Origin of the sequence: Streptomyces sp. NBC_00435 (assembly GCF_036014235.1) — a bacterium.
GTDB lineage: Bacteria > Actinomycetota > Actinomycetes > Streptomycetales > Streptomycetaceae > Streptomyces.
The window spans coordinates 1,539,617-1,552,276 of sequence record NZ_CP107924.1 but is presented as its reverse complement, the minus strand read 5'-3'; the positions used below and the strand labels follow the sequence as shown (position 1 = coordinate 1,552,276).

Here is a 12,660-nt window from a genome sequence, read left to right as displayed (position 1 = left end):
CGGAAGGCAGCCACAGCCATGACCGAGCGCGCGCTCAGCGACCAGCCCTTGGCCAACCCGGGGAAGCTGTTCATCGGCGGCACCTGGGTCTCGGCCCGGGACGGCCGGACCGAACCCGACATAAGCCCCGTGGACGGCCAGGAGATCGTGCCGGTGGCCCAGGCCGCCGCCGCGGACGCGGACGCGGCCGTCGCCGCCGCCCGCCGGGCGTACGAGGAAGGCCCCTGGAGCAGACTGTCCGCCCAGGAACGCGCGCTGCGGCTGAACCGGGTCGGTGAGCTCATCGAGCGCGACCTGGAGGAGATCGCCATGCTGGAGACGGTGGACATGGGCAAGCCGTTCGCCTTCTCCTCCACGGTCGACGCCCCCATGGCCGCCCAGCTCATGCACTACTACGCCGGCGCCGTGACCCGGGTGGACGGCTCCTCCCGGGCCCCGGCCGGCGGACAGCTCGCCTACACCCTGCGCGAGCCGCTGGGCGTGGTCTGCGCCATCACCCCGTTCAACTTCCCGCTGCTGCTGTCGATGACCAAGATCGCCCCCGCCCTCGCGGCCGGGAACACGGTCGTCCACAAGCCCTCGCCCGCCACCCCGCTGACCGCCCTGAAGATCGCGGAGCTGTTCCAGGAGGCGGAGATCCCGGACGGCGTGCTGAACGTCATCACCGGTCCGGGCGTGGAACTGGGTGAGACCCTCACCGGCCACCCCGGGATCGACAAGATCGCCTTCACCGGCTCCACCTCGGTCGGCCAGGCGATCATCCGGAAATCGGCCGGCACCCTGAAGAAGGTGACGATGGAGCTCGGCGGCAAGTCCGCCAACATCGTCTTCGCCGACGCCGACCTCGACGCAGCCGAGGAGCTCGCCTTCTTCGGCATCTACTACAACAAGGGCGAGATCTGCACGGCCGGCTCGCGGCTGCTCCTCCAGCGCCCGATCCACGACGAGATGGTCGAACGGCTCGTCACCCGGGCAGCCGCACTCAAGCCCGGAGACCCGCGCGACCCGGCCACCCTCTTCGGACCGCTCGCCCACCGCGGCCAGTTCGACAAGGTCAGCTCGTACATCGAGGTCGGCGAGAAGGAAGGCGCCGTCCTGCGCACGGGCGGTACCGGCTGGACCCCCGAAGGGGCCTCGTCCGAAGGCCTGTACTTCCTGCCGACCATCTTCACCGGCGTCGACAACAGCATGCGGATCGCCCAGGAGGAGATCTTCGGACCCGTCCTGTCGATCATCCCCTTCGACACCGAGGAGGACGCCGTACGCATCGCCAACGACAGCGCGTACGGCCTCGCCGCCGGCGTCCACACCAAGGACCTGCGCCGCGCCCACCGCGTCGCCTCGCAGATCAAGGCCGGCACGGTCTGGGTCAATTGCTACAACCAGTACGACCCCTCCGTGCCCTACGGCGGCTACAAGGCCTCCGGCTACGGGCGCGAGTGCGGCCCCGAGTCCCTCGAGAGCTACACCCAGACCAAGTCGGTCTGGATCGGCATGGACTGACACCCGGCCGACACCCGGCCGACACCGAGCACCCATCTGAGGAGCCCTCATGCGGATCGGCATCATCGGCACCGGCCGGATCGGATCGACCCTGGCCAGGATCCTCGTGGCGGCGGACCACCAGGTCGTGCTCGCCAATGCCCGCGGCCCGCGCAGCCTCGCGTCCCTGGTGGCCGAGCTGGGCCCCGCGGCCTCGGCGGCGCACCCCGCCGAGGCCGCGGCCCGGTCGGAAGTCCTGGTGCTGATGGTGCCGTTCGACAAGGTCCAGGGACTGCTGCCGCAGGACTCCGTACGGGAGACCGTGCTCGTCGACGCCACCAACGCGTTCAGCGGCCCGGGCGAACCCCGGGATCTCGGCGGACGCGGATCCAGCGAACTCGTCGCCGAGTGGTATCCGAACACCCGGACAGTGAAATCCCTCAACACCATGCATTTTGAGACGCTCGCCGTCGCCGGAACTTCCGAGGGCCCGCGTCTGGCCCATTTCACGGCGGGCGACGACGGAAAAGCCAAGGAAATCGTCGCGGGAATCATCGCGGATCTCGGATTCGCCTCCGTCGACACCGGTCCGCTGCACTCCGGGGGAATTCTCCAGCAGCCCGGCGGACCCCTCTTCAACCGGCCGCTCACGGAAGCGCAGGCGCTGGCATGGATCTCTCACTGAACGTCAACGGAAGACCTGAGCAGTTCGCGGCCCAGCCGAACGAACTGCTCGTGGAACGGCTCCGCGACGGCCTCGGACTGACCGGTACCAAGGTCGGCTGCGACACCGGCCAGTGCGGGACCTGCGTCGTCCAGCTCGACGGCCGGTCGGTCAAGAGCTGCCTGATCCTCACCGCCGCGGCCGCCGGCTCCGAGGTGACCACCATCGAGGGCGTCACCACTCCCGGCGGGGAGCTGACCGGCCTCCAGGAAGCCCTGCGCCAGGAGCACGGCACCCAGTGCGGCTTCTGCACCCCCGGCATGGTCATGGCGCTCGGCGAACTCGTAGGGAACACCGCCGACCGCGAAGCGCCCACCGAGCCCGAGATCCGCGAGTGGCTCACCGGCAACCTGTGCCGCTGCACGGGCTACCACAGCGTCGTACGAGGGGTGCAGCGCGCCTGCTCCGCGGCCCGCGAGAAGGCACCCGCGGAGCCGGCCACCACCGCCGCGTCCGGACAGGAGGGGTCAGGGAGATGACCGCAGTCACGGGGGAGTCCCCGGTGCAGGAGGCGCCGGTTCAGGAAGCGCCCGCCCAGGAGGTGGCGGCCCCGGAGGCGGCGGCCCCGCTCGCCGGCAACGGTGTCCTCGGGCAGCCGCTGGACAGCCGCGAGGATCCGCAGCTGCTGCGCGGCGAGGCCACGTACGTGGGCGACATCGACCTGCCGGGCACCGCCCACATGGCGATCCTCGGCAGCCCGGTGGCCCACGCGAAGATCCTCTCCATCGACACGAAGGCCGCCGAGCAGCTGCCGGGCGTGCTGAAGGTGGCCACCGCCGCCGACTTCACCGACGTCATGCCGCTGCCCTGCATCTGGATACCCGGCGGGGTCGAGAGCCACTTCCCGCCCCACCCCTACGGACTTCCCGGCGCCCGCCCGGTGCTGACCGGGGACGCCGTGCGCCACGTCGGCGACCCCATCGCCGTGGTCGTCGCCGAGACCCCGCGCCAGGCCGCCGCCGCCCTGGCCGCCATCTCCGTCGAGTACGAGCCGCTGCCCGTGGTCACCCTGGCCGAGGAGGCCCTCAAGGAGGGCGCTCCCCAGCTGCACGAGGCCGTCCCCGGCAACCTGAACGCGTACTGGACCTGCGGCGACAAGGACCGCACCGACGCGGCCATCGCCTCGGCCGAGGTCACCGTCGAGCTCGATCTCGTCAACCAGCGCACCATCAACAGTCCCATCGAGCCGCGCGGCGCGGTCGGCGACTACAACGCCGCCACCGGCGAGTACACGCTGTACGCCTCCACCCAGGGCCCGCACAACCACCGCTTCCTGCTCGCCGCCCTGGTCCTCGGGATCCCCTTCAACAAGCTCCGCGTCGTCGCCCCGACCGTCGGCGGCAGTTTCGGCACCAAGGGGTACCTGTACCCCGACATGCCGCTGGTCCTGCTGCTCTCCAAGGCGCTCGGCCGGCCCGTGAAATGGGTCGACACCCGGACCGGACTGATGAACTCCACCGTCCAGGGCCGCGACCACCGCCAGCACGTCACCCTGGCCGGCACCCGGGACGGCCGGATCACCGCCGTCCGCGCCACCAGCTACGCCAACCTCGGCGCGTACCCCTCCACCATCGGCCCCGGCGTGGCCACCGCCCTCATGGGCCGTTCCATCAGCGGGATGTACGACATCGACGCCGCCTTCTGCGAGGTCTACGCCGCCTTCACCAACACCGTCTCGCTCGGCGCCCAGCGCGGCAGTGGGCGCGCCGAGGCCGCCTTCCTGATGGAGCGCCTGGTCGACCGGTACGCCTCCGAGATCGGCATGGACCCGGCGGCGGTGCGCCGCAAGAACCTGGTGCCGAAGGAGAAGTTCCCGTACGACAACGGTCTCGGCTGGACCTACGACTCGGGCGACTACCAGCTCAACTTCGACCGGGCCATCGAGCTCTCGGACTACGCCGGCATGCCCGCCCGCAAGACCGAGGCGCGTACCCGGGGCAAGCGGCTCGGCGTCGGCATCGCCTCCTACGTCGCGATCTGCGGTGTCGGCCCCTCCACCCGGATGTCCAAGGAGGGCATGCTCGGCGGCACCTGGGAGAGCGCGAACATCCGCGTCCACCCGACCGGCGAGGTCACCGTCACCGTCGGCTCCGCCTCCACCGGCCAGAGCCACGGCACCGTCTTCGCGCAGGTCGCGGCCGACGAGCTCGGCATCGACCCGGACCAGGTCCAGGTGTACGAGGGGGACACGCTCAAGGCCCCTTACGGGCAGGGCACCTACGGTTCGCGCTCCTACAGCATGGCCGCGCCGGCCGTCGCCCTCACCGCCCGGAAGATCAAGAGCAAGCTGGTCAAGGCCGGGGCCGTGTTCCTGGGCATCGCCGAGGACAAGGTGGTCTACGCGGGCGGCAAGGTCTACGAAGAGGGCAACGAGGAGAACACCAAGACCTTCGCCGAACTGGCGATGGCCATGTGGTACGGCTGGGGACTGCCCCCCGAGATCGAGCCGGCCCTCGACGAGACCACCCACTTCGACCCGCCGGACTTCAACTATCCCTTCGGGACGCACGTGGCGGTCGTCGAGATCGACGAACTGACCGGCGAGACCGAGGTGGTGGCCTACACCGCCGTCGACGACGCGGGCAACATCGGCAACCCGAAGGTGGTCCTCGGCCAGATCGAGGGCAGCATCCTGCACGGCCTCGGCCAGGCCCTGATGGAAGTCGCCGAGTACGACGACAACGGGCTCCTGGTCAGCCGCGACCTGAACCACTACGCCCTGCCGCGGGCCTTCGACGCGCCCTTCTTCACCCTCGACAAGACCACCACGCCCTCCCCGCACAACCCGCTCGGCGCCAAGGGCGCGGGCGAGATCGCCACCGTGCCGCCCGCCGCGGCCGTGGTCAACGCCGTCGTCGACGCCCTGTCCGACCTGGGCGTCCAGCACATCGACATGCCCGTCACCCCCGAGAAGGTCTGGCGCCGCCTGAGAGGGGAATCCCAGTGATCCTCACCGAGTTCGACTACGTCCGCCCCGTCGGCCTGGACGAGGCCCTGACCCTGCTCGCCGGACAGCCCGGCGCCCGGGTGCTGGCCGGCGGGCAGAGCCTGCTGCCCGGACTGCGCGCGGGGGAGGAGCGGGCCGCCCTGCTCGTCGACGTCCGCCGGCTGGAAGAGCTCCGGGGCATCGAACGGACCCCCGAGGGGATCCGGATCGGGGCACTCACCACCCTCGCCGAACTGGCCGCGGACCCGCTCGTCCTGGCCGGGGCCCCGGAACTCGCCGCCGCGGCCCGGGCCAACGGCGACCCCCAGGTCCGCAACCTCGGCACGGCCGGCGGGAACCTCGCCGCCACCGGCCGGGCCACCGACCTGCCGGTCGCCGCCATCGCCGCCGGTGTCACGGTCGAACTGGCCGGCCCCGGCGGGCGCTCCAGCGTGAGCGCCGAGGAGCTGGCCGGCTCCGGAGTCCCGACGGGCACCCTCATCACCGCCCTCCTGGTGCCGGCCGCCGGACGGGCCGGCGCCTTCGAGAAGACCGCCGACCGGGCGACCCGCTACCCGGTGTGCGCCGCCGCCGTGCGGATCACCCCCGACGGGCCGCGCATCGCGGTCACCGGGGCCACCGCCCGCGCGCTGCGGCTGCGCGGGGTCGAGGACCGGCTGCGCGGGGGCCCGTACACGACGGAGGCCGTGCTCGCGGCCTTCCGTGCCGAGCCCCGGGAGCTGTTCGTGCCCGGGCGCGGCACCTCGGCCGAGTACCTCGGCCACCTGGCGGGCGTACTCACCGCCCGCGCGCTCACAAGGGCCGTGCAGGCACCCGCCTGAGCGCCCACCACGGGGGAGTTGAAGCAGTGGAACCGTTCCCGACGACCGCACGGACCACGCCGTCCACGACCACCACGGGGGTCACCTTGCGTCCAGCCGCCAGCGCCGCCGGCGCACCGGGGGGTTCCGGCTTCTGGGTGGTGGGCGCGGTCCTCGTCCTGCTGATGCTCTCCTCCTCCGTCCCCTCGGCCCTCTACGTGCTCTACCAGCAGAAGTGGGGCCTGTCCTCCGGCATGATCACGGTGGTCTTCGCCCTGTACGCCGTCACCGTGCTCGCCGGACTCCTGCTGTTCGGGTCGCTGTCCGACACCCTCGGGCGGCGGCCCGTGCTCGGGGCCGGACTGGTCCTCGCGATCGTCTCCATGGGCCTGTTCGCCGGTGCCCAGGGCCTCGGCCTGCTGCTCGCCGCCCGCGCCGTGCAGGGGCTGGCGGTGGGCCTGGCCACCGGAGCCATGGGCGCGGCCCTGCTGGAACTCTCCCCGCGCTCACGGCCGGCGCTCGGCGCCCAGGTCAACAGCGCCGGCCCGACCGTGGGCATCGGACTCGGCGGCATCGGGGCCGGGCTGCTGGTCCAGTACGCCCCGGCTCCGACCGTGCTGAGCTACCTGCTGCTCGTGGGGGCCTTCGCCGTCACCCTCGTCGGGGTGGCACGGATGGCGGAGAGCGCCCCGCGCGGGGACGGCGGGCCGGGCGCCGACGGCGGGCCGGTCGAGGACGCCGGCCAGGGCTCCGGCCAGGGCTCCGGCCCCGGGACGGCCGCCGCCGGCGGTCCGGGCTCCGGCCGCGGGACGGGCGGCCGCCGCTTCAGGATCGCCCCGCACCGGATCCGCATCCCCGCCGCCGCCCGCGGCCGCTTCGCCGTGCTGATCCTGACCATCGTCGCGGTCTGGTCGGTCGGCGGCTTCTACCTCTCGCTCGGCCCGCACCTGGCCCTCTCCCTGCTCCGGAGCACCAACTACCTCGTCGGCGGCGCGACCGTGGCCCTCCTCGCGGGCGCCGCCACCGCCGCCCAGCTCCTGCTCGGCCGCACCGAGGCCCTGCGCACCGCCGTCCTCGGCCTGCTCGGCCTGCTCAGCGGGCTGGCCCTGGTGCTCCTCGCGCTCGGGCTCGGCTCGGCCCCCGTGTTCCTGGTGGCCACGGCCGTCCTCGGAGCCGGCTGGGGCGCGGCCTTCCTCGGTTCCTTCCGGGCCCTGAGCGCACTGGCCGAACCGGCCCACCGCGGCGAACTGACCGCCGCCGTCTACGTCTTCGCCTACCTGGCGATGAGCGTGCCCGCGGTCCTGGCCGGGCTGCTCACCAACATCCACGGACTGCACCGGACCTCGGTCGGCTTCATGGCAGCCGTGGCCGGGGTGTGCGCACTGGCCCTGCTGGCCACGCTGCGGCTGGCCGCACGCAACCGGGCCGAGGGGAGGAAGGCATGAGCGCGGCCCCGGACACCGCCGCGCTGCGGGAGGCCCTGCGCGGGCTGGAGATCTTCGCGGGACTCACCGGGGAACAACTGGACTGGCTGGTCTCCGTCTCCGAGCCCCGGGTGCTCGCCGACGGGGAGGTGCTCTTCCGCGACGGCGAGGAGGCAGGCGGCTTCCACGTCCTGCTCTCCGGCGGGCTCGTGGTGACCAAGGTCGTCGACGGCCGCGAGGAGGTCCTGACCCGGCACTCCACCGAGGAGGAGGGGGCCGAGGCCGACGGACACGACGGCAAACCCGCGGCCGCGCACCGCTTCACCGGCGAACTGCCGCTGCTGACGGACGGGGCGTACGTGGCCACGGCCGCGGCCAGCGGGCCGGCCACCACCGTGGTGGCGTACACGAAACCGGTCTTCTTCGAGATGCTGACCCGCTGCCACGGGGTGGCCGCCGTACTGATCCCCGTGTTGGCCTGGCGCATCAAGTCCTCGGAGGTCCAGGCCCGCAAACGGGCCACCGTCGAGGCCCTGGGCACGCTGGCCGCGGGACTCGCGCACGAGCTGAACAATCCCGCCGCCGCCGTGGCCCGCGCCGCGCAGGAGCTGGCGCCCGCCCTGGACCAGCTGACCCGCACCGCCCAGGCCTGGGGCGCGGTCGCGACGGGTGCGGAGCGCTCCGTGTTCGACCGGCTGGCCGAGGAACTGGACAAGGTGGCGCCGCCGGTGGTCACCGATCCGCTCGCCCAGGCGGACGCCGAGGAGGAGATCGCCGACTGGGCCGAGGAGTCGGGCGCCGAACGGCCGGGGCTGCTCGGCTCAGGGGTGTCCGACCTCGGAGTGGAGCTCGGCTGGCTGCTGGAGCGGCTGGAGGGCATCGGCGAACCGGGCCTGCCCGCGGCCCTCGACCACCTGGCGGCGCTGCTGGAGATCCGCTCGCTCGCCGCCGAGCTGCGGGCGGCCGGCCCGCGGATCTCCCAACTGGTGTCGGCCACGCGGGATTACGCCAATCTCGACCGGGCCCCCGAGCAGCGCTTCGCGGTGACCGACGGACTGGAGAACACGCTGGTGGTGCTGCGTGCCAAGCTCGCGGGGATCACTCTCGTGCGCGCGTACGAACCCGACCTGCCCGAACTGACGGGCTATCCAAGCGAGTTGAACCAGGTGTGGACCAACCTGGTCGACAACGCGGCGGCCGCCATGGAAGGCGCCGGCACGCTCACCCTGCGGGCCCGGGTCGAGGGCGTCTGCATGGTGGTGGAGATCGCGGACACGGGCTCGGGCATCGCGGAGGAGTCCCTACCAAGGATCTTCGAACCCTTCTACACGACCAAGGACGTGGGCAAGGGGACCGGTCTCGGACTGCACCTCAGCTACCGCATCGTGACCCAGCGCCACCACGGCTCGATCACGGCCCGTTCCCGGCCGGGGGAGACCCGGATGACCGTCCGGCTGCCGCTCTCCGGGACGGACCCGTCCTGCGCCGTACCCGATTCACCCACACCGAAGAGTTCCCCATCGAACCGTTGAAACGGAGTCGACATGCCCAAGTACGACATCGCCACGCTGCACCCGGTGTTCGTCCGCCAGATGGAGGCGCTCGCCGCCCTGGACATCGAGGCCGTGATGAAGAACTACACCGACGACGCGGTGCTGCTGCGCTTCGAGGGGGTGTCGGTCGGCATCGACGCGGTGCGCGAGACGTTCACCGGCTACCTCACCGTGAAGCCCACCCTGGTGGAACTCCAGGAGTACATCGAGACCGACGACACCATCTTCTACCGGGCGATCATGAACCTGAACGGCGAACCGGAGCACGCGTTCGGGACACTTGTGGTTCGTGATGGCCGAATCTGGCGGCAGACAGCCGGATTCGGCGGCTGATCGCGCAAATCTGGGTAGCGTGTGCGGGGAGGGCGGGATGTGCGCCCTCCCCGTATGTGTGGCAGTCGTAGATATATGCAAGAAGCGTGAAGGGGAGGTCATGGAAACCGAAACCGGCCGGGTCGAGGCATTCAGTGACGGTGTATTCGCGGTCATCATCACGATCCTCGTCCTGGAATTGAAAGTTCCGGATGAAACGGGATCCGACTTCTGGCACGGAGTGCGGGAACAGTGGCCGCACTATGCCGCCTACGTGGTGAGTTTCCTCATCATCGGCGTGATGTGGGTGAACCACCACACCATCTTCAGTCACATCAAGCGGGTGGACCGCCCTTTGCTGTTCCTGAACCTCCTGGTGCTGATGGTGGTGTCGGTGGTTCCGTACACGACCAACGTGCTGGCCGAACACCTCATGGAGGAAGGCGGATCCGCCAACGCGGCGGCCGTGCTCTACAGCCTCGTCACCGTGGCCTATGCCTTGGCCTTCCTGGTGTTCTGGTGGTACGTCACCCGCGTCGGGCATCTCTTCCACGACCGGGTGGACAAGGACGGCGCCCGCGCCACCAGGGTCCGCTTCGGACTGGGTGCCATCGCCTATCCCTGCACCGTCGCCCTGGCGTTCTTCTCCGCACCGCTCACGCTTGTCGCACACTTCCTGATCGCGCTCTACTATGCGGCGAACCAGATCCCCATCCCTCTCGTGGTAGAGGAAGAGCGGCTCGAAACTGCCAGCGACCTCAGGAAGTAGCCGCCGGGGCCTACGGCCGTTCTTCGCGGTCAAGTAGGGTAATGGATCTAGCTGGTCGCGGGGGAGGCCCAGATGGCTCGCGTAGTCCTGCCGGAGGAATCCACGAAGGAAATCTCCGAATTGATCGATGTTCTGATCTCGCTCTTCTTCGAATCATTACCCCGGCGGGACCAGCGAAACTGGGCCCGCGTATATCTGAACGGCCTGGTGCGGACCAACGGAAAGAAAACAATCCGTAACATCGCCGGAACAGGGGCCAGTTCCGTCGAGCAGAGCCTCCAGCAGTTCATCAGCAAGTCACCCTGGGACTGGACCCCCGTCCGCCGCTCCCTCGCCCAGCACCTCGAACGCACCGCGCAGCGCCCGTTGGCCTGGGTGGTCCAGCCCATGGTCATCGAGAAGGCCGGCGACCGATCGGTGGGCGTCGGCAGGCAGTTCGTCCCCGAACTCGGACGCACCGCCAACTGTCAGCAGGCCAGCGGCATCTGGCTCACGTCCAGCGACGCCGGCTTCCCCGTCGAATGGACCCTGACCCTCCCCGGGCCCTGGACGTCGGAACTCCTGCGGCGCCGGCGGGCCGGCATCCCCGACACCGCCCGCTCGCTCACCCCCGCACAGGACGCGGTGCACGCCGTCCAGCGGATGGCGTCCACCTGGCAACTCCAGCGCAGACCAGTGGTGATGGAGGTGTCCAACAGCGAACTCCCTCAGTGCATCGAATCGTTCGCGCTCCAGGACATCCCCTTCGTATTCAAAGTGGACGGCACCCTGCCCGTCTCCTTCGGTGGGGCCGGCCGCCACAAACCCGGACCCCACACCGCGCCCGCCCGTGAACTCATCGACTCCCTGCGCTCCCAGCGCCGCGTCGTCGAATGGACCAGGCACGGTCGCGCCGAGGGAGCGGTCACCCTGTTGACCGCGGCCTCCATCTTCGCCACCCCCGGCGAGGAACGGCTCGTACCGGCGCCGCCCACTCCGCTGCTGCTCGTCGGGGCGTGGACCGAAGCGGCCCTGCTGCCCTCGGAGTTCTGGATCACCAACATAGGCGACCGGCCGCTCGCGCAGTTGTTCCTCCTCGCCAAGCTCACCGACCGGGTCGCCCTCGACTTCACCGCGGTGTGCGAGCCGGCCGGCATCCGCGACTTCGAGGGCCGCTCCTTCAGGGGCTGGCACCACCACGCCACCCTGGCCAGCGTCGCCCACGCCGCGATGCTGCTGGGCGCGCGGGGACGGGAGCCCGTGCCGTACCCCGGCCCGGCGCGCCACGCCACCCCCCGCGCGGTCGCCACGCACACCGCCACCCACACCGCCACCCACACCGCGGGGCCCCCGGTGCTCCCGCCCAGACCGCTGCTCCCCGGGCAGAGCCCGCGCCGCGAGTACATCCGCTGATGCTCGACATCGCCGCGGAGCTACGCGCGTGGTGCGCCGCCGAACAGGACTTCGCGGTGGCCACGGTGGTCGCCGTCAGCGGCAGCGCGCCGCGCGGACCCGGCGCCTCCCTGGCCGTCGACGCGGGGGGCACCGCCCTCGGCTCCCTGTCCGGTGGCTGCGTGGAGTCCGCCGTCCACGAGCTGTGCCTGGAATCGATCGCCTCCGGGGAAGGAGGCGTGCACCGCTTCGGATACAGCGACGACGACGCCTTCGCGGTAGGGCTGACCTGCGGGGGAGTCCTCGACGTCCTGGTCACCCCGGTGCGCCGGCACGATCCGGTGCGGCCCGTCATCGGCGCCGTCCTCGACGCCGCCTGCGGCGGTCGGCGCTCAGCGCTGGGCCGGGTGGTCTGCGGGCCGCCGCAGCAGCTGGGCCGGGCCCTCGCCGTGCACGCCGACGGATCCTACGAGGGCTGGCTGGGCGGGGACGCGGAGCTGGACCGCACCGCCGCCGAGCGGGTGCGCGGCTGGCTCGCGGCGGGGCGCACCGGTACCGCCGAGCTGGGCACGGCGGGCGGGCTCTGCGGTCAGCCGCTGACGCTGCTGGTCGAGTCGGCCGCCGAGCCGCCCCGGCTGCTGGTCTACGGGGCCATCGACTTCGCCGCCGCCCTCACCCGGATCGGGGCCTTCCTGGGCTACCGGGTCACCGTGTGCGACGCCCGGCCCGTGTTCGTCACGGCCGCCCGGTTCCCGGATGCCGACGAGGTGGTCGTGGACTGGCCCCACCGGCACCTGGCCGCGGAGTGGGAGGCGGGCCGGCTGGATCCCCGTACGGCGGTGTGCGTCCTGACGCACGACGCCAAGTTCGACGTCCCGCTGCTGACGCTCGCGCTGCGGCTGCCCCTCGGGTACGTGGGGGCGATGGGATCGCGGCGCACGCACGGGGAGCGGGCGGAGCGGCTGCGCGCGCAGGGACTGCCGGCGGCCGCCCTGGCCCGGCTGCGCTCGCCGATCGGCCTGGACCTCGGCGGGCAGACCCCGGAGGAGACCGCACTCTCCATCGCCGCGGAGTTCACGGCTGTCCGGTACGGGCGGGGCGGTGGCGCCGGCGAAGGCATCGGTACCGGCGGTGGCGGTGGCGGTGGCGGAACGATTCTCCCGCTGGCGTGGAGCAGGGGGCCGGTGCACCGCCGCGGCAACGGGACCAAAGTCCCGTAGGAAGCGACCATCCGGCCCCAAATGTCCTGGACGATCTACCCGGGCGGTGTGAACTCCA

The 12,660-nt window shown here is 71.6% G+C and carries 11 protein-coding genes; all 11 read left to right on the top strand.

What is annotated here, in order from left to right; genetic code table 11:
• Positions 1-18 precede the first annotated feature (18 nt).
• A complete protein-coding gene (locus OG389_RS07015; RefSeq protein ID WP_328297596.1) occupies positions 19-1,503 on the top strand; it encodes an aldehyde dehydrogenase family protein in 1,485 nt (494 codons plus the stop codon).
• Between the two features lie 49 nt (positions 1,504-1,552).
• Complete coding sequence (locus OG389_RS07010) at positions 1,553-2,167, top strand: NADPH-dependent F420 reductase (RefSeq protein WP_328297595.1); 615 nt, start codon at positions 1,553-1,555, stop codon at positions 2,165-2,167.
• A complete protein-coding gene (locus tag OG389_RS07005) occupies positions 2,152-2,685 on the top strand; it encodes a (2Fe-2S)-binding protein (RefSeq protein ID WP_328297594.1) in 534 nt (177 codons plus the stop codon). Before OG389_RS07010 ends, OG389_RS07005 begins: the two co-directional genes overlap by 16 nt.
• Entirely contained in the window at positions 2,682-5,153 is a 2,472-nt protein-coding gene (locus tag OG389_RS07000) for a xanthine dehydrogenase family protein molybdopterin-binding subunit (RefSeq protein WP_328297593.1), read from the top strand. The genes OG389_RS07005 and OG389_RS07000 overlap by 4 nt, the downstream gene beginning before the upstream one ends.
• Positions 5,150-5,974 (top strand): FAD binding domain-containing protein, encoded by an 825-nt coding sequence (locus OG389_RS06995; RefSeq protein ID WP_328297592.1) that lies wholly within the window; start codon positions 5,150-5,152, stop codon positions 5,972-5,974. Before OG389_RS07000 ends, OG389_RS06995 begins: the two co-directional genes overlap by 4 nt.
• Positions 5,975-6,000: 26 nt before the next feature.
• On the top strand, positions 6,001-7,398 hold the full coding sequence (locus OG389_RS06990; RefSeq protein WP_328297591.1) for an MFS transporter: 1,398 nt from the start codon (positions 6,001-6,003) through the stop codon (positions 7,396-7,398).
• On the top strand, positions 7,395-8,909 hold the full coding sequence (locus OG389_RS06985; protein WP_328297590.1) for an ATP-binding protein: 1,515 nt from the start codon (positions 7,395-7,397) through the stop codon (positions 8,907-8,909). Before OG389_RS06990 ends, OG389_RS06985 begins: the two co-directional genes overlap by 4 nt.
• A 12-nt stretch (positions 8,910-8,921) precedes the next feature.
• A complete protein-coding gene (locus OG389_RS06980) occupies positions 8,922-9,263 on the top strand; it encodes a nuclear transport factor 2 family protein (RefSeq protein ID WP_328297589.1) in 342 nt (113 codons plus the stop codon).
• Between the two features lie 100 nt (positions 9,264-9,363).
• On the top strand, positions 9,364-10,011 hold the full coding sequence (locus OG389_RS06975) for a TMEM175 family protein (RefSeq protein ID WP_328297588.1): 648 nt from the start codon (positions 9,364-9,366) through the stop codon (positions 10,009-10,011).
• 72 nt (positions 10,012-10,083) lie between these two features.
• Complete coding sequence (locus OG389_RS06970; protein WP_328297587.1) at positions 10,084-11,403, top strand: IS701 family transposase; 1,320 nt, start codon at positions 10,084-10,086, stop codon at positions 11,401-11,403.
• Complete coding sequence (locus OG389_RS06965; protein WP_328297586.1) at positions 11,403-12,602, top strand: XdhC family protein; 1,200 nt, start codon at positions 11,403-11,405, stop codon at positions 12,600-12,602. Before OG389_RS06970 ends, OG389_RS06965 begins: the two co-directional genes overlap by 1 nt.
• Positions 12,603-12,660 lie beyond the last annotated feature (58 nt).

Coding starts and splice junctions, on each gene's coding strand:
- OG389_RS06975 (WP_328297588.1), top strand. CDS start 9,364: ATGGAAACCGAAACCGGCCGGGTCGAGGCATTCAGTGACGGTGTATTC.
- OG389_RS06985 (WP_328297590.1), top strand. CDS start 7,395: ATGAGCGCGGCCCCGGACACCGCCGCGCTGCGGGAGGCCCTGCGCGGG.
- OG389_RS07000 (WP_328297593.1), top strand. CDS start 2,682: ATGACCGCAGTCACGGGGGAGTCCCCGGTGCAGGAGGCGCCGGTTCAG.
- OG389_RS06970 (WP_328297587.1), top strand. CDS start 10,084: ATGGCTCGCGTAGTCCTGCCGGAGGAATCCACGAAGGAAATCTCCGAA.
- OG389_RS06980 (WP_328297589.1), top strand. CDS start 8,922: ATGCCCAAGTACGACATCGCCACGCTGCACCCGGTGTTCGTCCGCCAG.
- OG389_RS07015 (WP_328297596.1), top strand. CDS start 19: ATGACCGAGCGCGCGCTCAGCGACCAGCCCTTGGCCAACCCGGGGAAG.
- OG389_RS06965 (WP_328297586.1), top strand. CDS start 11,403: ATGCTCGACATCGCCGCGGAGCTACGCGCGTGGTGCGCCGCCGAACAG.
- OG389_RS07010 (WP_328297595.1), top strand. CDS start 1,553: ATGCGGATCGGCATCATCGGCACCGGCCGGATCGGATCGACCCTGGCC.
- OG389_RS07005 (WP_328297594.1), top strand. CDS start 2,152: ATGGATCTCTCACTGAACGTCAACGGAAGACCTGAGCAGTTCGCGGCC.